This is a genomic window from Lacticaseibacillus parakribbianus (genome assembly GCF_025490915.1).
Classification (GTDB): domain Bacteria; phylum Bacillota; class Bacilli; order Lactobacillales; family Lactobacillaceae; genus Lacticaseibacillus; species Lacticaseibacillus parakribbianus.
In genome coordinates, this window is the sequence record NZ_JANQBA010000004.1 from 1 (window position 1) to 20,796 (window position 20,796).

Annotated in this window: 18 protein-coding genes; all 18 read right to left on the reverse strand. The window is 57.9% G+C overall.

The window, feature by feature from the left end; all coding sequences use genetic code 11:
• Positions 1-147 precede the first annotated feature (147 nt).
• The 18 genes from NUH19_RS04505 to NUH19_RS04590 all read right to left on the reverse strand — a co-directional run bounded on the left by NUH19_RS04505 (position 148) and on the right by NUH19_RS04590 (position 20,761).
• Positions 148-1,116 (reverse strand): hypothetical protein, encoded by a 969-nt coding sequence (locus NUH19_RS04505; protein ID WP_262315364.1) that lies wholly within the window; start codon positions 1,114-1,116, stop codon positions 148-150.
• A gap of 4 nt (positions 1,117-1,120) precedes the next feature.
• Positions 1,121-2,194 carry a hypothetical protein gene (locus NUH19_RS04510; RefSeq protein ID WP_262315365.1) on the reverse strand — a complete coding sequence of 358 codons (1,074 nt, stop codon included), beginning with the start codon at positions 2,192-2,194 and terminating at the stop codon, positions 1,121-1,123.
• An 11-nt stretch (positions 2,195-2,205) separates the two neighbouring features.
• Entirely contained in the window at positions 2,206-2,781 is a 576-nt protein-coding gene (locus NUH19_RS04515; protein WP_262315366.1) for a hypothetical protein, read from the reverse strand.
• A gap of 11 nt (positions 2,782-2,792) precedes the next feature.
• The gene (locus NUH19_RS04520) at positions 2,793-5,348 is read right to left on the reverse strand and encodes a phage tail spike protein (protein ID WP_262315367.1); all 2,556 of its coding nucleotides are present in this window, start codon (positions 5,346-5,348) and stop codon (positions 2,793-2,795) included.
• Positions 5,345-6,847 carry a distal tail protein Dit gene (locus NUH19_RS04525; RefSeq protein ID WP_262315368.1) on the reverse strand — a complete coding sequence of 501 codons (1,503 nt, stop codon included), beginning with the start codon at positions 6,845-6,847 and terminating at the stop codon, positions 5,345-5,347. The genes NUH19_RS04520 and NUH19_RS04525 overlap by 4 nt, the downstream gene beginning before the upstream one ends.
• On the reverse strand, positions 6,828-11,648 hold the full coding sequence (locus tag NUH19_RS04530) for a phage tail tape measure protein (protein ID WP_262315369.1): 4,821 nt from the start codon (positions 11,646-11,648) through the stop codon (positions 6,828-6,830). Before NUH19_RS04530 ends, NUH19_RS04525 begins: the two co-directional genes overlap by 20 nt.
• Positions 11,641-12,279 (reverse strand): bacteriophage Gp15 family protein, encoded by a 639-nt coding sequence (locus tag NUH19_RS04535; protein WP_262315370.1) that lies wholly within the window; start codon positions 12,277-12,279, stop codon positions 11,641-11,643. Before NUH19_RS04535 ends, NUH19_RS04530 begins: the two co-directional genes overlap by 8 nt.
• Positions 12,257-12,796 carry a hypothetical protein gene (locus NUH19_RS04540; RefSeq protein ID WP_262315371.1) on the reverse strand — a complete coding sequence of 180 codons (540 nt, stop codon included), beginning with the start codon at positions 12,794-12,796 and terminating at the stop codon, positions 12,257-12,259. Before NUH19_RS04540 ends, NUH19_RS04535 begins: the two co-directional genes overlap by 23 nt.
• A 138-nt stretch (positions 12,797-12,934) precedes the next feature.
• Positions 12,935-13,549: a phage tail tube protein gene (locus NUH19_RS04545; protein WP_262315372.1), complete on the reverse strand. Its 615-nt coding sequence runs from the start codon at positions 13,547-13,549 to the stop codon at positions 12,935-12,937.
• 12 nt (positions 13,550-13,561) lie between these two features.
• Complete coding sequence (locus NUH19_RS04550; protein WP_262315373.1) at positions 13,562-13,978, reverse strand: hypothetical protein; 417 nt, start codon at positions 13,976-13,978, stop codon at positions 13,562-13,564.
• Positions 13,975-14,346, reverse strand: a complete 372-nt coding sequence (locus NUH19_RS04555; protein ID WP_262315374.1) for a minor capsid protein — start codon at positions 14,344-14,346, stop codon at positions 13,975-13,977. Before NUH19_RS04555 ends, NUH19_RS04550 begins: the two co-directional genes overlap by 4 nt.
• Positions 14,343-14,708 carry a minor capsid protein gene (locus NUH19_RS04560; RefSeq protein ID WP_262315375.1) on the reverse strand — a complete coding sequence of 122 codons (366 nt, stop codon included), beginning with the start codon at positions 14,706-14,708 and terminating at the stop codon, positions 14,343-14,345. Before NUH19_RS04560 ends, NUH19_RS04555 begins: the two co-directional genes overlap by 4 nt.
• Positions 14,701-15,108 (reverse strand): head-tail connector protein, encoded by a 408-nt coding sequence (locus NUH19_RS04565; protein WP_262315376.1) that lies wholly within the window; start codon positions 15,106-15,108, stop codon positions 14,701-14,703. Before NUH19_RS04565 ends, NUH19_RS04560 begins: the two co-directional genes overlap by 8 nt.
• Before the next feature lie 16 nt (positions 15,109-15,124).
• Complete coding sequence (locus NUH19_RS04570) at positions 15,125-15,613, reverse strand: fibronectin type III domain-containing protein (RefSeq protein WP_262315377.1); 489 nt, start codon at positions 15,611-15,613, stop codon at positions 15,125-15,127.
• 75 nt (positions 15,614-15,688) lie between these two features.
• Positions 15,689-16,696, reverse strand: coding sequence for a N4-gp56 family major capsid protein (locus NUH19_RS04575; protein WP_262315378.1), 1,008 nt, complete (start codon positions 16,694-16,696; stop codon positions 15,689-15,691).
• Positions 16,697-16,711: 15 nt separating this feature from the next.
• Positions 16,712-17,365, reverse strand: a complete 654-nt coding sequence (locus NUH19_RS04580) for a hypothetical protein (RefSeq protein ID WP_262315379.1) — start codon at positions 17,363-17,365, stop codon at positions 16,712-16,714.
• A gap of 170 nt (positions 17,366-17,535) precedes the next feature.
• Positions 17,536-19,248 carry a phage minor capsid protein gene (locus NUH19_RS04585; protein WP_262315380.1) on the reverse strand — a complete coding sequence of 571 codons (1,713 nt, stop codon included), beginning with the start codon at positions 19,246-19,248 and terminating at the stop codon, positions 17,536-17,538.
• Complete coding sequence (locus NUH19_RS04590; RefSeq protein ID WP_262315381.1) at positions 19,238-20,761, reverse strand: phage portal protein; 1,524 nt, start codon at positions 20,759-20,761, stop codon at positions 19,238-19,240. The genes NUH19_RS04585 and NUH19_RS04590 overlap by 11 nt, the downstream gene beginning before the upstream one ends.
• Positions 20,762-20,796 lie beyond the last annotated feature (35 nt).

Genomic DNA, 20,796 nt, shown 5'->3' on the forward strand with positions numbered 1-20,796 from the left:
TAGTCGCATCTAGCACTAACCCAGATAACTCGTCAGCAATCAGCCACGTGTCGCCGTTGTCATCCATACCCGCACCTGATACATATCCTTCTGCATTGGTTTCGACGGTACATAGGTGCATAAGCACTCCATCAACTGTTTTACTTTTTACCATTCGAACACCTCCCGCAGCACGTAATTATTACTAGTGCCAGTTGCGTTAGCATCGTTACCTTTAATCGTAGTTTGCGTAAAGTAACAGTACTTAAACGCAGCATCTAAGGTCTTTGTGCCACCTAAGTCCATATGCACTCCGGCACCGCTATGACGGGCTGCGAATCCCTTGCTGATGTAGGTTGTTGTGTAGTTATAGTTCTGCGGAGCGTTTGTATCGCCACCAGACCAGAGCAGCGCCCATCCATTGAGACATTCGTTGATGTTCTTCTCCACCGTCAGCGTTGTGGACGCAGCCATCTTCCACGCCCCAGACCACAGCATATTACCGGTGTTGTTGATCTGCTGAAGTTTCTCCGAAGTGAGCGTCCCGATATATGCCGGACTCGCATCGCTTTCTTTTGAGTACAAGGAGAGCTCGCCCATCGATAGCGATACACTTCTCTCCACGCCGAGATCCGACGTAACGCGGTTTGACACGCCCGAAGGGCCAACCTCAGTGTGAAAGGCTTCGTCAGAACTAGCATCGTCAATCTTGCCATCAATGACCAAGTAGCCGTCGCCTAGGGTGGCCGTGCCCGAACCCGTCGTCGTCAGCTCTGACTGCACTCCGGCGGCATCCACTGACTGCCTGGAGAAGCTGCTGACGAATTTTGAGCCGTTGAAAATAACCCCGTTGAATGTCAACCCATTGAAGGTGGCTGCCGAGATGGCCGATGCAGAGATCGGCTGCTCAATCCAGTTAGTCCCATCAGATCTGTAGAACTTTGTGGCGATGCCAGCGCTGTCGATTAGCCAGAACTGTGAATTGGCAGGCGGCACCGTGGATGGAATCACCGTTCCGCTGGCGTATGACGTGATGTCTTTGCCGGCCGGGCCCGGGGGGCCAGCTGGTCCAGTTGCACCTGCCTTGCCATCACTGACCAGCGCCAATGAGATGGACGCTTGTGCCTTAACTGCCATTTAATCACCCCGCTAACTGTGCGGTGTAGCTCGCCTTGCTGGTCACGTCCCCAGCAGCAACGGTGAGGGTCTGGCCTGTGCCGACTGCGGTAGTGCCCCCATCCTTGTACCAGCTGATGGTGCCGAGGGCTGTGAGTGCCGCACCCGTAACTTCGGATGCACCCTTGTAAACATGTGCTGTGAGCGTGGTTGCAACAGATGTGTTTTTGAAAATAGTACCAGCACTGGAAATGATGACCATCGTCAATGCATCAGCGCCGTTCGCGCCATCCTTACCGTTAGTACCATCAGTAGCTTGGCGGGCAACGGAATAAGACACCGTAGACTTACCATCTGAGTACTTAACTGTGACCCGTGTCCATAGATACTTGCCTGCTGCCACCGTTGGGATTGTCGTTGCCCAGGTGCCGGTCGGCGTGGTGGTTCCATCTGCTCCGACAATGTACTCGGTCACGTTGGAAGACACAGTAACCCCCGCCCCGTTTGTCCCGTTCTTGGGGTAGTACGTAACACCATACGTGGTGGTTGTCTTGCCATCAGAGTAAGTGACAACCGTCTTTGACCACAGATACTGCCCTTGTGGCACTGATGGAATTGTCGCCGACCAGGTACCGGTCGTTGGCGTAGTCACACCATCAGCCGCAGCAAGATAAGTCACAGCACTACTCTTGACGCTGATGCTAGTACCAGCCGCCCCATCTTTACCATTAGTCCCGTTGGTACCCTTGAAGGCGATGGAGTAGCTGAATTGCTTATTGATGGTGATGTCGCCAATCATGACGGGAATCGTCAGCGTCCCCGCCGTAACACAAGCAGACGTTGCCGTAATCGTGATGGTTGGTGCTGGCGTCTTACCGTCGCTGACCGCAGTAATCCCGGTTGCACCGGTGATCGTGCCGACGGATGCTGCCACCTGTTCGGACCCACACAATGCCATCACGGTTGTTGTTACTGTTTGTGTACTAGAAACGCTGTCTGTATCACCAGTGAACACATGCGACTCGTTGGACAAAATTACGCTGTATCCATCCGTCAGGTCAATCAGGTCCGTTTGCGAACTTGCTTTAATCGTTGCCATTTTCATTGCTCCTATTCACATAAATCGCACTTAAATGTGCTCTTGTTAGTTACATCATCGACATTGACGGTTAGCATAAATCCACCATCAGATAACCTCGGGTCGTCACGCGCCAACGTTGAAAATTCTAGTTCACCGACCTTCTTCTCAGACCACTCTAGATAAGCTGATGAGCCTAGCACACTTTGCATCTTTGCCGAGGTATCGATTACGGCTCCACTAATAGTGATTGTTGCAGTCAAGATAGTGCTGATGCCGGTGTTTTTGAACATGTTGCCATTGACGCTGGTAATATTTAACACAATTGCATCGGCACCCTGCGCCCCTTGCGGACCAACAAACTTGGCCCATGTATAAACGCTTGGATCAGTCGGGTCAGCTTCGCTAAAATCGGTACACGTGCCCCAGTACGTCGCATTACCGTCCGCATTATCAACGCTAAAACCAGTGGTCCCGTCTGCTGACGTTGCGTATGCGGTATGCGTGTACGAGGTACGCCCATCGGCCCCGGGTGGCCCCGGCGTCCCCTCACCACCGTCCTGGCCGTTCTTCACTTTGACTAAGCTGATTTCGCTTTGTACGAGCATAGTTTCACCACCTAATAATCAAATTCCTGGTCTTTTCCGGCGCCAAATCGCACGAGGTTCACGTGCTGTGTGGCTGTATTCACAACCGCCACGTCCCACAAGTCTTCTTGCAGTTTGCCTAGCGGCCGGTCGGCCTGGTCTTTCTTTGGCCGGCTAACTGAACATCCCACCGAATAACTGTGAATATTGTTAGAGTCCGTGTTTATGCGGTCATTGTGGAAGTGCCCGTGGGCCAAGAAGGCCAGTAGGCCCTTCTGACCGCCGAAGTCGCAATCCACGCTGGCCTTGAAGTCAGCGTTAGCCGTGTAACTGCCGCTGTACTTGCCGCCCGAGACGAAGGCGTCGATGATGCCATCGATCATCTCGTAGTTGTATGGCACGTAGGCCATCGTGGTTGAGTACCGGTACCCAAACCCGAAGTGCTGGTAGATCGCCACGGTGGTGCCGGCCGGCGTGTCGATCAGGGTATGGTACAGCCATGAGATTTGCGGCTGCCGGTACCCGGCGACGTTTAGGCCCTGATACTTGATGTACCCGTCGGTGTCGAGTGTGTCTGGCACGTCCTGGGCATTGAGCACGATCACGCGCATCGGCTTGCCTGGCACGTCATAGTAGTAGTAGCCGCCCTGCGGGTTTTCCGGGTCGGTCACGATGCCGAAGATGGTGCTCGGCTGCGTGGCCACGTCGTACATCTCGGCATTGCTTAGCATCTGGGCACCCTTGCCGTGCAAACCCTTAGTGCCTGGCACCGACGGCTTGTAGTTACGGATAACCTTGCTGATACTGTTCGTCCTGGTGTCGCCCCAGCAGTTGTTGTCGTGGTTACCCCACGCCACAAAGTAAGGACACTTGGCGAGGCCGAGGTCACTCACAATCTCCCGAAAGTTCGACAGCGCGATGTCCTTCGACGCCGTGCCGCCGTCGTGCGTGTCACCGTTTTGGACGATGTAGTCTAGGTCCACCAGCTGCGACAGCTCCGCCACGTTCTTGACGTGGTTCGCGCTTCTGGAGTAGTTTTCCAGGTCGTCGCGCGTGATGGTGTCCGTCGCGTAGTGCGTGTCAGAGATGTGCGCACTGACCACCGTGTCGTCAGTCCGCAGTCGCAGCACCTTGCGCGCCACATCTTTGAGACCGTCGATAAAGTAAATCGCCTGCACCAGCGGCTTCTTGATGAGCAGCAGTGCGCACCTGACTTGGCCGGACTCGACAACGTCCGTGTCGGCCACGGTGACGGCCAGCGCGTTGGCATTGGCCGTCTCCCACTCGGTGTCGTGGACGCCTTGCTTGTCTACCTTGTACCACAGCAGGTCGCCAGGCTTTAGCGTGTACGTGATGTCCTCACCGTCGCGCGTGACCGTTGGTGTGATGGTCGTGGTCTTGGCTACCCCGTCCACGAAGCCGACGCCGTTGTCGGTGCTTAGCTTGAGCGTGTAGACTGACGTGTCTTCAAGCTGCCGGCTCTTGGCCAGCAGGTCGCTGCTGATACGACTGGCAAGTTGGGTGGCGTTGGTGATGATGATGGTATTTTGTGTCTGATCGTCTGGATGCAGCTCCATGCTGGCAACGCGCGCTTTGAGCCGCAGTGCGGGATTGTAGTCCTCGTCCACAAAAGTCAGCGAGTCGCCGACTCCGAAGTCGCCGTCCTGGAAGACAAGCTCGACCTCAGCGCTGAAACTCGGCTCGTTGCTGGACTGTAGAATCTTGAGCAGCTCCGTGTAGCAGTCCATCGGCGTCGACGCCGTGGAAGCGGCCGACTTCGTGATGAAGCCGCTGAACCGCTCCTCCGACGTGTTGCCGCGGCCATACTGCGCGTTGGCCACACGGTCGTAGATGATCGACTCGCCCAGCCGTGTGAAATAGCGGCCATCGCCGGTCGATAGGTCGTCGAAGCCGCTGTTCGAGTCCTGGATTGCGGTGATCACGTTGTCGGTGTTGACCGACGTCCGCATGGTCACCACATCGCGCCCCGAATAGAAGACCTTGTCGGTCTTGTCGGCGCCGATGTGGTGGTAGATGTTGACGAGCTTACGTTTGATGCGCAGATTCTGGAAGTCCAAGCTGAAGGTCATCTCACAGTCAAAAGCCGTGCAGATGCGCTGCAGGCGAGCCAGCGGCGTCTCATCACCGGACGTGTCGACCAGCTTCTTGACGTCGTGGCCTAGCTCGTTGACGCCGATCGCCCAGCCACTGTCGTAGAGCTCGCGCTCAACGTAGTAGTCAAGATACTGCGGCGCCGTCGAGGCGAAGACCGAGGCACTGCCGTTGTACAGCTCCATGCCGAGGTCCTTGGCTATGATGGGCCGTCTGGTCTCATCCTCACCGTTAGTCGAAGTGACGGACACACAGACGTCTTTCCCGGCGCCGTCCTGCCACGCGAGGTAGACGCCGGGTGCGATCAGCGCGCTCTCGTTCGTGTCCTTGGAGACGGTGGCCTCCATGATTGTCAGCAGCGTGCCGCCGTCAAGACCGGGAGTGATCTTAAGGTCCTGCAGGCTTACGCCTGACGACGCGGCGGTGTCGATGGTGGTGAGTGCGTTGTAGTTACGATCAATGACATGGATAATCACAAGTATTTCTCCCTTTCTGTCAGTGTGCCGCTAAAGGTGCCATCAGACATGGCGTAGATGGTGGTGTCGCCTTTTCCGACCTTGAGCATCTGACTGCTGCCAAGCACACGATAGGAGTCATTTCTGACCCCGTTGATGTAGACCTGGTTGGTCTCACCATCGACGTGTAGCTCGTCGCCGCTGGTGAAAGTCAGCGGGATAAGCGTGTCGTCTTCCGTGTTGATTTTCGTCACCTTTACGTGAGCAAACTCAATCTGCATCGCCGGAAAGTCTCGCCACTGTGCGCCGTATAATGCGATCTGCGACGTTGGAAGCATCGCCACCGTGTTGTTTACTCGGCTGAGCGTCGGACTCCCCCAGGTCTCGCGTCCAGTCTTGCCATTGAGCCGTGCCAGGCGGAAGGTGAAGTTATTGCCAACCTTTTTGATCGTGGCAGTGCCGTAAAAGCCGCTACCTTCCTTGAGCACCTTAGCAGGCAGCGCGGTCGTATTGACCCGTTCATCGCCGACGAAAAAGCTGTATGTGACCGCGTTAGCCGTCTGCACGTTGTCCTTGAGTTCGAAGCCGGCGATAAAGTTACCGTCAGCATCGACCAGGTTACCTTCGAGCAATCCCTGGCACTTGGAGCCACTCTTGCTCGGCTTGAAGGTCACGAAGAAGACGGCCTCCACGTTGTCGGCAGCTTCGGTCAGTTCCTTGTTGAGCGTCGGCCCGTGCCAATATCCGGCCTCGGTCTTATGGTCGAAACTGCCATAGCTAGCCACACTGACCAACTTGCTCTGCCAAGACAGCGTGCCATCGGCCTTAGACGTGTGATCGCCATCGTCTGCGCGCCAGCGAATCTTTCCGGCGTTAACCGTCCACAATTCCTTGGAAGCCGGCTCCATATAGTCACTGATCAGCACCTTTGACGCCACAAAGTCGCTGTCGTCGGAGTTAGCCTCGGGCGTCCCAAATTGTAGGATGTTGTCCTCGCTGGTAAACCCAATCGCATTGGCGTCAGATGTAAAGATCACGTCAATGTCCAGCGGGGTCTCAGCGGTTCCGTCATTTGAGACCGTCACGCTCCCGTCGGCGCCGATCGGGAAGAGTCGCTCATCGGCAGCGTGAGCTACGCCATCAGGAACATGAAACGTAATGGTCACTTCGCCGTGAAACTGGTCCTCCACAAGTTGTGGTTGCTCGCTAACGATGGCCAGGTAGTACTTGTCTGGCTCGTCGTCGATGGTGAGAATCGTCGGTTCTAGCTTTGCCAAAGCTGCTGCCAGTTCGCGGCGCTTGGCGACAAGCGAGTAGTTCATGTCGCCAGTGATCTTGATGACGTTATCGTCATCGGTTGCGCTGATGACGCGTTTGCCGGCCACGATTCCAATCTTGTCTGCTGTGATTGTTCGGTTTGGGCCAATGTTGCGCTGAATATCCGAGATGGTGATCCACTCCGTCAACTCGACGCCATCGTACTTGACATGCACGCTAGGACTAGTTGGATAGTCTGTCATTTCGAATACCTCTTCTCTGGTTCTTGATATCGTCAATCTGCTGCATCTTCACACGCAGCGGTGCTGCCATCTCGTCCGTCATCTCGCGCTTGTCGAGGTGGGCGTGCGTGTGGATCTCCAGCACGTCCGGCGTCGCCGCGCGTTGCTGGAGCATGGTGGCCACAGCCTGCTCAAGCTGACCGATCGACTTGCTCAGTCCCTTGATGGCGACCGAAGACCCGCTATCCAGCGACATCTGCACCGACGACGTTTCAGGCGTGAAGCCGGACGCCATTTCCGGCGTGAAGCCGGTCAGGCGGTCGAGCACATCGTTGGTGCCACCACTGGTACCGCCGGCGAAGCGCGGGATCACACCCGACTGCATCAGCTGCGCCGTCTTGCGGGCCGGGGTGATCGCGGTGCCGGCGGGAAGGCCAGGGAGAAACACGTTGCGCCCTTTTGCCACAGCCATGGTGCCGTTTGGTAAGGTCAGCAGCTCCTGGTATACGGGACCGGTTTCGTCGTTGATGATGGCCCCGCCACCATGGAAGTTGGAAGTACCAGTTCGGAATCCGAGCACCTTTGCGACGCCCTTGCCGAAGTTTGCCACCACACTCAGTGTCTTGGTGAAGGTCGACTTGCCAGATGCAAACTTGGAGACTGCATCCCTTGCTGTTTTAGCGGGGCCGCTAGCATGATCAAGCGCCTTGGCCGTCTTCGTGCTACCCATGCCTTGGCCTTGCCACGCCTTTGCTGATTTGGTTGCCTGGTCGATCGGGCTGCTAGCGGGATTCGAGCCCTTCGCGACCTTTGTCGGGCCCATACCCTGACCAGCCCACTTTTGAGCCGACTTGGTAGCGGCGTCCACTTCCTTGGAGGCGTCGTTCTTGCCTTTCGCATGCTTAGTAGGGCCCGGGCTAGTGTTTTTGTATTTGTTTACTGCCGCTGTACCCAGCCCGAAGTTATTTTGTACGCTGTTAGTATCTGCCGTCGCCTTCTTCTTGTTCGGCTTGAGTAGATTGTACTTATCAATAATCACACCTGCATCAATTAGCTTCTGCTGCAGGTCTTCATCATTTAGAATCGCCTTTTTGATGGCGTCCGGTAAATCTTTGAACTTGCCATACTTAATCGAGTCGTTTGCTACTGATTCAAGAAAACCTGGGTCCTTCAACGCAGCCTTCTTAACTGCGTCTGGCAGTGTGACAAATCCATCGTACTTTTGCGCCAGGGTAGCAAGATCACCTGCCCCTTTTGCGTTGACGATGGCCATCTTCTCTTTGAACGTCATCTTCTGCCAGTCTCCTGATGCTTCAAGCATGTTGATAAGTGGCAGGGAGGCTTTGTCCTTGACCAGCGCAGTCTTCTCTTTAAGCGTCAGCTTATCCCAATCGCCGCTCTTGGTGAGCGCGTCAATCAACGGAGCGTAGTCTCCTTTCACGACTGCTTGCTGCTCCTTCGGGTCCAGGGAGTCCCAGTCGACAAAGTCTTCCATCACGTTGGCAAGTTGCTCGCGGCCTTGCGTACGGATAATGGCAGTCTTCTCCCATGTAGGAAGCTTCTTCCACTGGTCTGTCGCAGCCATCGCCTCCACGATGGCTTGCTTGGCATTGCTAGTGATGTGGGCATTTTTAAGTTCAAATTCAAGCTGACTCCACCCTTGCTGAGTAGACGCCGTTTGTTTGAGCACTTCAGGCAGGTTGGTGACAACCTTCCCAGTCTTGGGATCAAGCACCAGCTTATTCCACTCGTTGCCGGCCTTCTTAGTCGCCTCACTCATGCCGTCGCCGACAGAGGCCGCAAAGTTCTTAGTCGACTTGGTGCTCTTCGCCATCGAATCGTCGTAACTTTTGAGAGCCTTCTTGACATCAGAAGCAGACATCTTGAAGGCATACGACATGTTCTTGACGATCTCGTCTTCGGTGTCGCCACGAACCTTCATCGCTTGAATGGTGCCGCGATAAATGCCATTCATCTTGGCCTGGTGGTCTTTCTCCAATCCTTCGAGTGCAGCATTTCGTTCAGTTGCGTTGTTCTTGAGTTTGTCTTTAATTTGGTCCTGTGCCTTCTCGTTAGCCAATACTTCTTTGTGGTAAGAGTTGGTCATGTCCTGCAACTGATTGTCGGCTGCTTGACGAGACATGGTCACCTTTTCACCCAGGATGGCCTTCAGAACGTTGTTTTCTTCTTTGCCTGACAATTTGAGAGTCTTTACTGCCGAAGCTGCGCTGTCAGCACGAAGGTTATCAAGCACCTGAATTTGTTCTGCTGTTAGCGCGACACCAGATTTTTTGGCCGCCGCTGTGATGACGTCAACTTTCTTCTGGTCAGACTGTATCTGCGCAATGCGCTTTGCATTTGCTGCCTTTTCTTTGGCCGCCGCAGCTTCAAGATTGGATCCGGCTTCACCGCCAAGAGATTTAGCAAGCTTCTTAGCCACCTTGTCAGATTCGTCCGCGGCCGCCTTGGCTGCCTTCGTCATGTCGTCAAATCCCTTGACGATAGTTGCGGCATTCTCCTTCACCGTATGGTTCGTATCGTCGAAGGCGCCAGCAATCTTGCCGGAAGCTTGTTGTAACTGCGTAGCTGCCTTGTCAGCGACGGGGCCAATATCCGCGCCCCACCGCTTAGTACGATCAGCGGATTCTGCTGCTTTCTTACCGTACAGCTCCCACCAAGCGATACCGCCAGCAACCGCAGCACCGGCCACCAACAGGGCTGGTGCTAACGGCGCAAGGCTGGCGACAAAGCCGGTCGTCCCGACTCCAGCCCCAGTCATCGCCGCACCAGCGCCTTCAGCTGCTGTAGCTGCCTCCGCGATACCCGCGCCGGCCGCCGGCGCTGCACCAGTCAGCTTGCCGAATAATCCAGCAAGCAAGCCAGTTTGTTTACCAGTCTTTGCCGCCCCTCCAGTGAAGCGACCAAGGAACTCAATTGCGCCGCCACCCATTCGCGACAGCACGCCAAGCCCGGTGCTCAGTTTTCCGACACCAGAGATGACTGGGCCCATTACGGCGGCTGCCGCAATTGACTTCAGAATCATGTCCTGCGTGCCTTCATCTAGCTCGGAGAACCAGTTGACCAGGTCAGTTCCTTTCTTCACCAGGTCGGTAATCTGCGGCAGGAGCTTTGCGCCCACCGTGATGGCCAAAGTATTGAGTGATGCCTTGAACTTATCGACGTTGGCCTGCGAGGTGTTGTTCATCGTCTCGGCCAGCTTCTTGGTGTAGCCGGTAGAGTTTTGAGTATCCTTGGTTAGTTTGCGTAGCGACGCGCTGCCTTCGTTGATAAGGATATTCATGGCAGACTGGCCATCAATACCGAACGCCTGCTGCAAAACAGCCGCCTTTTGTGCATCCTTCCAGCCCTTAGTCGTCTCAGCAATTTCGTCGATTACTTCCGGTAACCCAATAGCGCCGCTCTTAAAGGCGGCAACATTGACACCTAACTTTTTCATGGCAGGTCCCGCTTGACCGGACTGAACAGTCAGACTCGATAGTACAGACCTGAGGCCGGTGCCTGCTTTCTCGCCTTCAATACCTTCCTGGCTTAAGTTACCAAGAATTGCGGCAGTCTGCTCAAGGCTCATACCCATCCCGCTTGCGACTGGACCAACATATTGCATTGCCAGTCCCAAGTCTTGAAAGCCGGAAGAGGTTGCATTGGCTACATAGGTCAGCGAGTCGGTGACCCGCTGCGTGTTTTTGAGCATCTGCGCCGTGTTGTTGGACTTCAAACCAAACTGCTCAAGCGTGGACGTGGCTACGGACATGACTTCACCAAAGTCATCACCCGAGGCCCGCGCCGCATCCAGAATCGACGGCATGGCGCCCAGGACTTGGTTGTAGCTGTAGCCCTTCTTGATCAGCTCCGACATCCCGTTGTTGATGTTGGAGGTGGACACGCCGTACTGCGTCGACCACTTCTTCGAGGCATTGCCCAGTCCTGTCAGCTCAGCCTTCAGGCCAGCGGCGGACACCGTACCATCGTCCAGCAGTGAACCCATCGACTGAATTTCACTGTCGAACGTGACGGCTGCTTTGCCGGCGTATGCCAATCCGGCCACGATCGGTGCCGTGATGCCTATCGTCATCTTCGAGCCGACGGCACTCAGCTTCTCACCCGCCGACGTGAAGCGATCGCCCAGTGCGCGCACTTTGTCCGCGGCGGCGGCCATCTGTGGGGTGAGCCCGCCGATTTTTGACTCGAGTCGCTGCGTCTCAAGACCCAGCGCGGCTTGCTTGCCGGCCAGTTCGACGTAGGCGTTGCGCGCCTCGTTAGTCTTGGCCGAGTTCTCACCTTCGGCCACCGACAGCTGCACGAGCTTGTTACGCGCCTCGTTGGTCTCGATGGTCGTCTGTCCCAACTCGGACTTGAGACCGTTCAGGTGGGACACTGCGGCCGAAGTTTTAAGCCCCGCCTGCTCTTGCGCCTTCGACAGGCTGTCCCAATACTTGCCCTGAGCTTCGAGTGAGGACGCCATCTGCTTCTGCGCGTCGACGGCCTTCGTGGTCTCATCGCTGTTGCGCTTGGTCTCGTCGGTGTCCTTTTTGGTCGAGTCGGTCTTCTTCTTGGTCGAGTCGGTGGCCTTGTCTGCGGCGTCACTTTCCTGCTTCTTAGCAGTAGCGTCCGCCTTGGTGGCTTCGGCGGCGCCCTTGGCAGCGTCCTTCGTCTCATCGAGCGCCGTGGCCAACTTCTTGGCGTTGGTCGCCGCCTCTGGCTTGACGTCGACGTCCTTCAGCGTCGACTTGAGTGCGGTGGCGGCCGCCGTGGCGGTACTCGTGATCAGTTTGACGTCAATCTTGACCGTTCCATCAGCCATTCATGTCACCTTCTTTCTTCATGCGTGCGAGCAGCTTGATCCGCTGCAGGCGATCAAGCCCGATCATCTGCGCCTCGATAGAGCCAGGCTTAGCGGTGGACGTCTTGAGGCTGTACAGCTTCTTCATCTTGAGGATGTGGTCGCGCTGCTCGTCGGTTGCGTCCTTCGGGATCTCCATCATTCGGTAGGCCGTCGCTTGCCGGAACGGCGTGTCCGGGCCCAATCCGTCCAGGAGTGCATTAAAAAACGCCCAGGAGAGCTTGGCGCGTTCCCGAGCGTTAGTCAGGTCGATGTGATACTGCTGCATAAAGCTAGCGGCGATCCGGCTAGCGTCGGCGTCGAAATCGAATGCCTTACCTTTCGCTTTGAAGATGGAGGCCGCCAACCGGTTCTCTGCTAGGTCAATTTTCTCATCCATGATGGCCTGCAGGAGGCCGTCACGAGCCGCAGGAGCGACGCTAGCACTGCCGCGTACAAGTAGCCGCGTGACCAGCTCCACGTGCTCCTGCGCTGACAGGCCGTCGTCAGCGAGGATTCGGAAGACTTCGAGCACGACCGCGTAGCCGAGGTTCAGCTGATACGTGACCCCGTCCACCGTGATCTGGTTCTCATTTTTCCCCGTTAAGTCCATGCACGTCACCTTCAGCTTCCTGCTTGAGCGCGTCGACTTCCTTCGCATACTTTTGCATGTAGTCCTCGACGTCGTTGGCTGCGTTCATCTTGGCCATAACGATGCCGATGACCTTGCTGACGGCCACCGTGTTGCGGCCGCACGTCTCGTAGATCTCCGCACCAGAGCCGGCGCCGAACAGCGTATCGAGGAAGGCCGGGTAGGCTTGCTGGCCGTATGTCTCCGCCTGATCGGCCGCGAAGTTGAACTTGCGGGTGAAGTCCGCCTGCAGGGCCTCCTCACGCTGCTTGGCCTGCTGATCGGTCAGGTCACGCTTGACGTGCGACAGTTTGTACTGCAGCTCACCTTGCAGGTCTTCGATGTGCTTGTTCGCCGCGATCTCGTGGGTCTCGATGGCCCGATACTCCTCGGTGATCTTGGCGCGGCTCTTGTCGGCCAGTGACAGCGTGTAGACCTTGCCGCCGATGTCAAAGTTGATTGCGGTCTCGGGTACGGTGATCTTGATAGTTTCGGTCATGATGTTCTCTCCTCTTTTTTGAGTGATAAGGATCGCCGGCAGTTTGATCCGACCGACGACCGTGTGGAACTGGTTAGCCTACAGTTACTTTCGCGCCGTCCCCAGTAGGCTCAGCTTTCAGGCTGGCCGGCGCTGTCATTACCCCGCTGGTGCCGGGGCTGCTCCCTTGACCACGGCAGTCTCGCCGAGGATCTCCGCGTTGATGGACGGGGTCTCCGTGAGGACAGACGTCATCTTATCCGCATCGGTGGCCGCATCAAGTACGGTTGGCTTGGCGGCGTAGGTCAGCGTGGCCTTGAATGCGCCAGGGTCGGTCGCGTTACCGCCCTTGTCCGTGATGTCGCTGACGGTCGCGATCCCAGTGCGGACCTTGGTCAGCTCCAGCGACTTACCGTCGTCGGATTGGACGTAGTCGAGCTCACGCAGCCATACGTTGCGCGCAGCCCCGGTCTGGTCGGCCAGCGCCGCAAGCAAGTCCTGCGCCGGATCACCAGTGGAACGGTCCCCACTGAGCGCCAGAGAGCGCGTGGAGCCGGTGACGGTGGTCGTCTCCTGCCCGCCACCGTTGTAGTAGGACTTGGAGTTCTTCTTGTCCTCCTGAGTGACGTCGATGGTCTCGATGCCGTCGCCAATGTAGGCGACGTCTTCCGGCACCGCGTCAGCACTCGTTGCCTTGCCCACGAAATATTCAGACAGGAAGTTCTCTTCGATGCTCCCGTGCGTGAGCAGGTCTTTTGCAGTCTTTGCAGTCATATAACTGCCTCCTTAGTTGTTTAGAATGATTGTCGTTTTGAAACTAGCGCCGTAGACGGAGTAGGTCTCCCCGCTATCCTCCACGGCGCTGCGATACGCTGGGCTGTCAGTCATCTCGGCCTTGACGAATTGGAAGCTACCGTTGGCGGACTTGATGTCGCCGCTGCGCGCATGCTCCACCGCGTCCACAATCTGGCTCAGCAGACCGATCGCGTCGATCGGCCGCGCCAGCTTCGTCATGATGGTAAAGGCGTACGCGCGGCGCACACGACCGCCGTAGTAGCGCTTGACCTCGTTGGTCGGCTTGATGACGTACACAACGCCTGGCCCGCTTGAGTCCTGGCGCCCAAAGTCGATACCAGTCGGCAGCGACACGGTCGCCTTGATGAAGCTGATCACCTGGCTGTCCAGGTCTAGGGTCTTGGTCATGATTGCGTCATCCTCTCTCCTACGAATCGCTCCCAGCCGGCCATGTTGACATCAGCGGCACGCTCGACCCAGTCGGCACCGGCTTGCTTGTGTTTGCCCGTGTAGTAGTTCAGCGCGAGTCCACCGGTGACGTACTGCTTCGGCTTGGGCCCGACCATCACCTGGCCGAACCAGACATAGTGCGCATAGGGCGCGCCGTAGATGATCGAGCTGTCGATGATGTCTGCACTATCCCCGGACAGATTGCCGTCTTGGCGTGGCACGAACGGGTCCGCGTCTTCACGCACCTTGCTCGCCAACTCGCGCTCCACGTCGGCCGGGTTGGCCAGCTCATCGGCCCAGCGGCCAAACTCCACGGTGGTGGTCATTGCAACCACACTTCCCAGTGATGCGGCGTCGGTAGCCATGCCTTGAGCGCGTCGATTTGGATCACCTGCCGCGTCACGCCGCCGTACTCGACCTTGTCGCCGAGCTTGACGGAGTAGCCGTCTACATTGACCGAGTTGATCGCGTCGATGAAGACCAGCGTGTTGCCGATGTGCTGTAGCTGGGCGCTGTCACCGGCACCGCCGGTCACTTGCCGCTTGTCGACGGGCTGCACGAGCACGCGCTCGAATCGGTGCCGCACCGGCTCGCCGAGGTTGTCGGTCGAAGTGGCGGACTGGTGCTCGATGACCTCGATACTGTCCACCAGCGCACGCATTGGGATCGGTCGCACGTCCTTAGCCATATTGATGCACCCCACCGTATAGCAGGCCCGTCGGCTGCAGGTAGCGCACCACCCGATCGTCAACGGCACCAGTCCATTCGACGCTTGCCGCTGCGCCGGTCGGGGCTGTCATGGAGAATGAGCCGAGCGTGAAGGACTTAGCGCCCTCCTGCGCTGCGGCGCGCTCGTTGGTAGTGACACCGCCCTGGTCTTGGTAGAACTCGATCTGGGCACAGATGGCGTTCTTGACGCGCGTCTGGTCCGTCACGAGCTGCAGGTCGGCCAGTCCATGAGCATCAAAAAAGCCGTGACACAGGGAGTTCACAGCCTCTTCGGCGGCACGCTCATACCTCGGCCAGACGGCTTCGGGCACAGGCTGGCCCATGAACGTCTGGGCATAATACTCCTGATCGACTAGCATGGCTGCCACCTCCTAGCTAGCCTTCGGCCGCAGCCACCGGCGTGGCCTTGACGATGGCGGACGCCGGGCTATCACCAGCGGCGTTGGTGGCCACGACCTTGACCTGATACTCGGTGTCGTTGGTCAGACCGTCCACGGTCCCGGTCAGCTTAGCCGGGTCGGCGATCGCCACGTCGGTCCACTTGCTACCGTCGGTCGAGTAGCTCAGCTTGAGTGCGGTGGCAGCGGAGCCGCCGTTTGCGGCGCCCAGCTTGATTGTGTAGTCGAGCTTGGCATCGCCGACAGTCAGCGTCACGGTCGGCGCCTTGAGCGCGGCGTCCTTGACCATGAAGGCTGGCACGTCGACCTTGTCGGACGTCTTGGTGCCGTCAGAAAAGGCGCCCTGGTAGTCGCCAGCAGCGACCGCCGTGTTGGGCGCCAGCCCGGTGATCGCAGCGCTAGTCGCATCACCGGTGAAGGAAGGAGTGTCCTCCCCCTTCTTGTAGATCACAAGCTTCTCAGCCATGATTGGCCTCCTTTCAGCCTACAGTCACATCTGCACCGTCTGCAGTAGGCTCGGCGTTAAGCGCCGACGGTGCGGTTATTTTCCCGCGTCGGGATTCTCGACCGGAGCGGTATCAGCAGCTACCTTGGTGGACAGGTTCGTGGTGTCCTTGGTAGACTTCACGCGCTTGGAGCCACGAGGGGAGGTCGGCTTTACAGCCGGGTCCTGGGCGCCGTCACCAGCGACCTCGGAGTTGGCCCCGATGACCAGAATCTTGGTGTCGTCGTAAATCGCAACACCGTAGATTGCGTCGGCGTTGAACAGGGTGGTCTTGTGCGTGATGTCGCGAGCGGACTCGGCGTTGACGCCGCGCTTCATGTACGTGCGGAGCGCGCCCGGCTTGATGGCCAGCTGAGTGCCAACCGGAATCTTCTTACTGGTCTGGATTTCCCATCCGAGTACACGGCCGATGGAGCCGCTGACCAGCACGCTGTCGCCGAGATCGGTCTGCCGGGTCCAGTCGCCGGACTCGGTCTTCATAATCGCCGCACGCAGCGTCCGCATGTCCTTCGGGTTCATAAAGATGACGCCGGTAGACGAAGCCGCCTGGTCTTCTGCCTTGTATGGGCTGTTGTCGTCGTCGAAGGCGTTCTCGACGGCGTCGATCAGGGACACGTCCAGGGTAGCCGGCTCAGCGATCGTCAAGCGTGCATCAAGCGCCGCATTGAGCACATCGTAGTCCATCTTAGCGGCCATGCCATTGGTGATCTGCTTGCGGCCTTCGCCGACGGGATCGCCGTAGCCGATCAGCGTGGACTCATCGGTGAAGGACAGCCCCTTGGCTACCTTCTTGATGGTGAGCGAGGTCGTGCCGGTCGTCAGCTGATCGTACTGGATCGCTTCGCCTTCAGCGACGTCCTTGGCGTCCCCGGTGTAGTTGAAGCGTGGCACGGTGATAGTGTCGCCAGGGCGGCCCTCCAACGTGTCGTCCACCGGAGCTAGCTGGCGAAAGGCCAGGCGCTTCGGCAATTCAGCGGAGATGATGTTGCCCATAACTTCCGGGTCGACCATCTGAGATGCAGTAGTTGGCGTGATTTCTGCCATGGTTAATTCCTCCCTTTACTTAAAAAGCCCAGCGTATTCGGCTGGGTGAGTGCGTTTGAATTCGAGCTGCTCTGCCGTCTTCATCTTGACGAAGTCGGAGAGCGTGGTGCCGGTGGCGTTACCTGTCGGCTCGTTGCCGACGATCGCGCTGCCGTCTGGGTTGGCTGCCGGCGCCGCCTCGCTCTTGAACGCCGGGTTACGGTCGAGCACGCCCTTGAGCGCATCATCGATTGTCTTAGCCCCGCCGACCTTGTTGGCCAAATCGGCGTGAGCCAGTGCCAGAGCGTCGTCGATGTGATCAGCACTGACGCCCTGGGTCACAGCCGCAAGCTTGGCCTCTGCCGCGTCGGCGCGGGCGGTAGCTGCCGCCGTGGCCTTCTCCGACTTGGTGAGGTTAGCTTGGGCGTTCTCCAGGTCGCTGCGGCTAGCAGCATCGGCTTGGTTCTTGGCCTCGATGATTGCCTTCAGGTCGTCAAGGCTGCCGACGCCTAGGTCCTTCAGCAGTCCCGCCTGTACTTCGTCCGCAGACGGGCCCGTAGGCGTCGCCGGTTCGGCTGGAGTGGCTGGAGCTGCGTTCGCGGCTGGATCGGCACCGGCAGCGGCACCAGCAGGGGTGCCGCCTTCACCAGCGCCCGCGTCAGGCGCGAACATAATCAGATGATTTAACATTGTTTCTCCCCCTTTTTGGGTATAAAAATGGAGCAGTTTATCGACTTACTCAGGTCGTGGTACTAAAAAAGCACCCACAATGTGGATGCTACTTTTGTTCGTCCTTCTCGACGTTTTCTGGATTCCAGCTGTTCCACCACTCCACAAAGGAGCGGTCATCTTCAATCACATCAAACTTTTCGGACTTTGAATCCATACTCCTCACCTACCTTGTTGAGTGCTCTCAGCCACCTTGTGTCCTTGGATCCGGTTAGTTCCTTTTTTGCAGCTGCCGTAATCATCATGTTTAGATCCGCTGAATCTGGCAAGGGCTTAGTCGCCCTTGTGTACACGTACATTGTACCATCATGACCAGCAACAATTCCATAAGCTGTTTTGCCTTTGTAATTTGACTGCAGGGCGCGCAGATCGTTAGGCGACGGCGGAACGCTCATCGGGTGATTATGAACCACAACCATTGAATTTCGCTCGGCGTTCCTGATAGTTTCCAGCATAGAATGCGGATACTTATCAATCGAGTGTTCAGTAACCGATCCGTCATATAGGCTCAGCACTGCTCCAGTATCCCTATCCAATAGCGCAATGTCTTCGTAAGGTGTCCCGTTTCGATGACGCAGCATCTGTGTCGTCACGGATTGAACCTGCTTAGCGATCCCACCCATCTCTCTGTCAGAAAGCAATCGGCCCTGAAATGCTTTGCTCCTAAGATATCGCAAATCTGCAACGTATTGAGAGCTGGCAGCAGCCTTCTCTGCTTCCCTGCCCGTCGCCGCAAGAATCTTCTCGCGCGAGTAGTCCCGCCGCAGAGCGTTCGGGTGGCTGTCAACAAACGTCTTGAGCTGGTGCTGACGGCTACGCACCAGCCTATTGGCTTTGGCGATACGTGCGTCACTGCCGAACTCTTTAGCCGCCACCTGCTCCCGCTTGGCCGCCCGGACCTCGCGCTCAAGGCGCCGCTGCTTTTGGGTCAGCGCGTACGCGGCGTTATTGCTGTCGGGGTCTAGTGTGTCCATGTCCGGCGTATCGTAGCCAGGCACGTAGGTCATGACGTAGTGGTGGCAGTTGATGCCGCCGAGCCCCCCTGCGCTGCCAAAGTTTGTAGCCTGGTACAGGTCGGGGTATTCCGCTGTGTCACCTGTGACCGAGTACACGCGGCCTTGGTAGTCCAGGTGTGTCGGGCGGCATGCCAGATGGCTGCTGACCTTGACTAGGCCGCTGGTCTCCTTGGTGCGAGCGATCATGACGTCGTTGGTGGTCTGCTTGACTTGCGTCTGCACGACCAGCCGCAGGTAGGTGTCGGGCTGCCAGTGTCGGCCGGCCTTGTCGACCAGGGTTGGTACACCCTGCTCCGCCCACTGTTCGGCCGCCTGCGCCATGCCTTCGCGCGGCGCCTTGCCGTTCTTGATGGCCAGCGCGGCGTCGGACACGATGCCCTTGAAGACACGGGTTGCTTCCTTGCTCATCCCCCGCTCGGCCATGGCGACGTAGTTACGTGACTGGGCGCGGGCAGCTTCGACGATCCCCGTCACGGCCTTGGACTCCTGCAGCGACTTGGGTGGCGTGAATACGTGTTGCTCGGCGAGCGACGCCAACCACGGCTCCATCTTCTGCTGTTGAGCGATCGGCACTGTGGCGACGTACTCGTCGAGCTGGCGGGCGACAGACTGGAACGGTTGCCGACCGGCTGCACGTACTGCCGTGGCAACCTCGCCGGCGTGATTGATGATCTGCTGGCGCCACTCGTCTGGCTTCAGGTCGTCCTTGCCGTCGATGTGCTTTGCGAGCGTCTGGACGATGTAGCCCCACGCCAGATCGCCCAGGGTGGCTGCCAGCTTCTCAGCGCCGGTGGACAGCGCGTCCAGGTCTTTGGGATTAAGCGCCATTGTCCTCACCTGCCGTCTGCGTCAAGATGTCGTCCACGTCGTCAGGCCCTGCGTCCTCCTGCTTGATCTCCGCCAGCCACTGATCAGCCGTCTGGTCGTCGAGCCCGTTGGCACGCTTGATCGCCTCACGCTGAGGCATCAGCGGCTTGTTGCCGGTCACGGTCTGGTAGTACTTGGCGTTCTCGTCGCGGTCCTTGGCGATGCTGTCGTCGAAGTTGACCATCACCGTAACGTCCGCTGAGGCGCTATATTTGACCGCTGTGGCGTTTTTGGCGAGCTCCAGACATGATGTTGCGATGTCCTGGATAAACCGCTCCACGAGCGTCTCGTGGCTATTCTTGGTCTGGTAGGTCTCGGAGTTCTGGCTGACCACCTCAGTCGCCGTCTGCAGGCCAGTCGCGCCGTCGAAGCTAAACGTCGAGGCGCTGAACCCGATCTGCGTGGCATACACCTTCAGCAGGTCCTTGATCGTCGCGATGAACTGGTCGTTGCGCAGTGGCAGCGTGATGTCGCGCACCTCGTCCTTGTTGGCACCCGTGCGGTCCATCTTGAGCGGCTGGTACACGCGCTCGCGCCAGTCAACGTACCAGGACTCTTTACCCGTCCTGACATCAGGCGCGCGCTTGAGCATATAGTCAGGCGCGACGATCCGACGCCGGCCCATCTGCATCTCCTGCATCAGGCCGTTGTACGCCTCGTCGAGCATCCGCAGCGTGTCCATCGCGTTGGCGTAGATTGGCACACCCAGCGGGCTGTCCAGGTTGAAGTTGTTGGCGATGTTCGGCTTGAGATACTGGAAGGTCGGCCGGGTGTAGGTCGCCTTGTCGTACAGCGACTTCTCCTTGAGCTGCGGGTAGACCTCCGCCAGTGGGCAACGTGTGCCCAGGTCGCTGCCGTCGGTCGAGGTCGAGCGGTACAGCTGGTTCTCGACGATGTAGTAGCGCTCGTCCTCACGGTGCCACTCCAGCAGCGTGTAGTGCTTGCCGTCGACCACCTTCGAGCTGGCGATCACGCACTCGGTGATGCCGTTGGCGTCCTGGCTGATTGGAATGATGGAGTCGGCGGCGGCGAAGCGAATCTTCACCTCGCCATCGTTGACGTACTCCCGCGCCATGATGCCGCCGGTGGCGTAGCAATACTCCAGCCAGCGCTCCAGATTGACCTTGAAGTGGTTGCGGCGCAGGATCTCCTGCAGCATCAGGTTCTGGTCGTTGTTATCGTCGTCCGGCGTCGTCTTACCCGCCTTCGGATCCTTGCCGGCCTCGTAGGCCGTGATGGTCGCCGCTTGGTTGAATACCAGGCTAGCCATCTTCTTGGCGCTGACCTTAGGCATGTGCAGCGACAGCAGCGCGTCGCGGTGCGGATCGCCCTTGACGTCCTGCCAGTTGTACACCGACCACTCTGGATGGCCCTGATACGTCGACATCCAAGCAGTCACGCGCTGCAGGTCAGCGTCGTCCACCGTCAGGTTAGGCACGTCGGCCAGCGTCTTGATTGAGCTGATAAGTCCCATGCGAGCAAACACCCCCTTCAATTTGAGCCACAGAT

Bases quoted from the DNA above. Each gene is read 5' to 3' on its own strand.
- NUH19_RS04505 (WP_262315364.1), bottom strand. From the start codon at position 1,116: ATGGCAGTTAAGGCACAAGCGTCCATCTCATTGGCGCTGGTCAGTGAT.
- NUH19_RS04510 (WP_262315365.1), bottom strand. From the start codon at position 2,194: ATGGCAACGATTAAAGCAAGTTCGCAAACGGACCTGATTGACCTGACG.
- NUH19_RS04515 (WP_262315366.1), bottom strand. From the start codon at position 2,781: ATGCTCGTACAAAGCGAAATCAGCTTAGTCAAAGTGAAGAACGGCCAG.
- NUH19_RS04525 (WP_262315368.1), bottom strand. From the start codon at position 6,847: ATGACAGACTATCCAACTAGTCCTAGCGTGCATGTCAAGTACGATGGC.
- NUH19_RS04530 (WP_262315369.1), bottom strand. From the start codon at position 11,648: ATGGCTGATGGAACGGTCAAGATTGACGTCAAACTGATCACGAGTACC.
- NUH19_RS04535 (WP_262315370.1), bottom strand. From the start codon at position 12,279: ATGGACTTAACGGGGAAAAATGAGAACCAGATCACGGTGGACGGGGTC.
- NUH19_RS04540 (WP_262315371.1), bottom strand. From the start codon at position 12,796: ATGACCGAAACTATCAAGATCACCGTACCCGAGACCGCAATCAACTTT.
- NUH19_RS04545 (WP_262315372.1), bottom strand. From the start codon at position 13,549: ATGACTGCAAAGACTGCAAAAGACCTGCTCACGCACGGGAGCATCGAA.
- NUH19_RS04550 (WP_262315373.1), bottom strand. From the start codon at position 13,978: ATGACCAAGACCCTAGACCTGGACAGCCAGGTGATCAGCTTCATCAAG.
- NUH19_RS04555 (WP_262315374.1), bottom strand. From the start codon at position 14,346: ATGACCACCACCGTGGAGTTTGGCCGCTGGGCCGATGAGCTGGCCAAC.
- NUH19_RS04560 (WP_262315375.1), bottom strand. From the start codon at position 14,708: ATGGCTAAGGACGTGCGACCGATCCCAATGCGTGCGCTGGTGGACAGT.
- NUH19_RS04565 (WP_262315376.1), bottom strand. From the start codon at position 15,108: ATGCTAGTCGATCAGGAGTATTATGCCCAGACGTTCATGGGCCAGCCT.
- NUH19_RS04570 (WP_262315377.1), bottom strand. From the start codon at position 15,613: ATGGCTGAGAAGCTTGTGATCTACAAGAAGGGGGAGGACACTCCTTCC.
- NUH19_RS04575 (WP_262315378.1), bottom strand. From the start codon at position 16,696: ATGGCAGAAATCACGCCAACTACTGCATCTCAGATGGTCGACCCGGAA.
- NUH19_RS04580 (WP_262315379.1), bottom strand. From the start codon at position 17,365: ATGTTAAATCATCTGATTATGTTCGCGCCTGACGCGGGCGCTGGTGAA.
- NUH19_RS04585 (WP_262315380.1), bottom strand. From the start codon at position 19,248: ATGGCGCTTAATCCCAAAGACCTGGACGCGCTGTCCACCGGCGCTGAG.
- NUH19_RS04590 (WP_262315381.1), bottom strand. From the start codon at position 20,761: ATGGGACTTATCAGCTCAATCAAGACGCTGGCCGACGTGCCTAACCTG.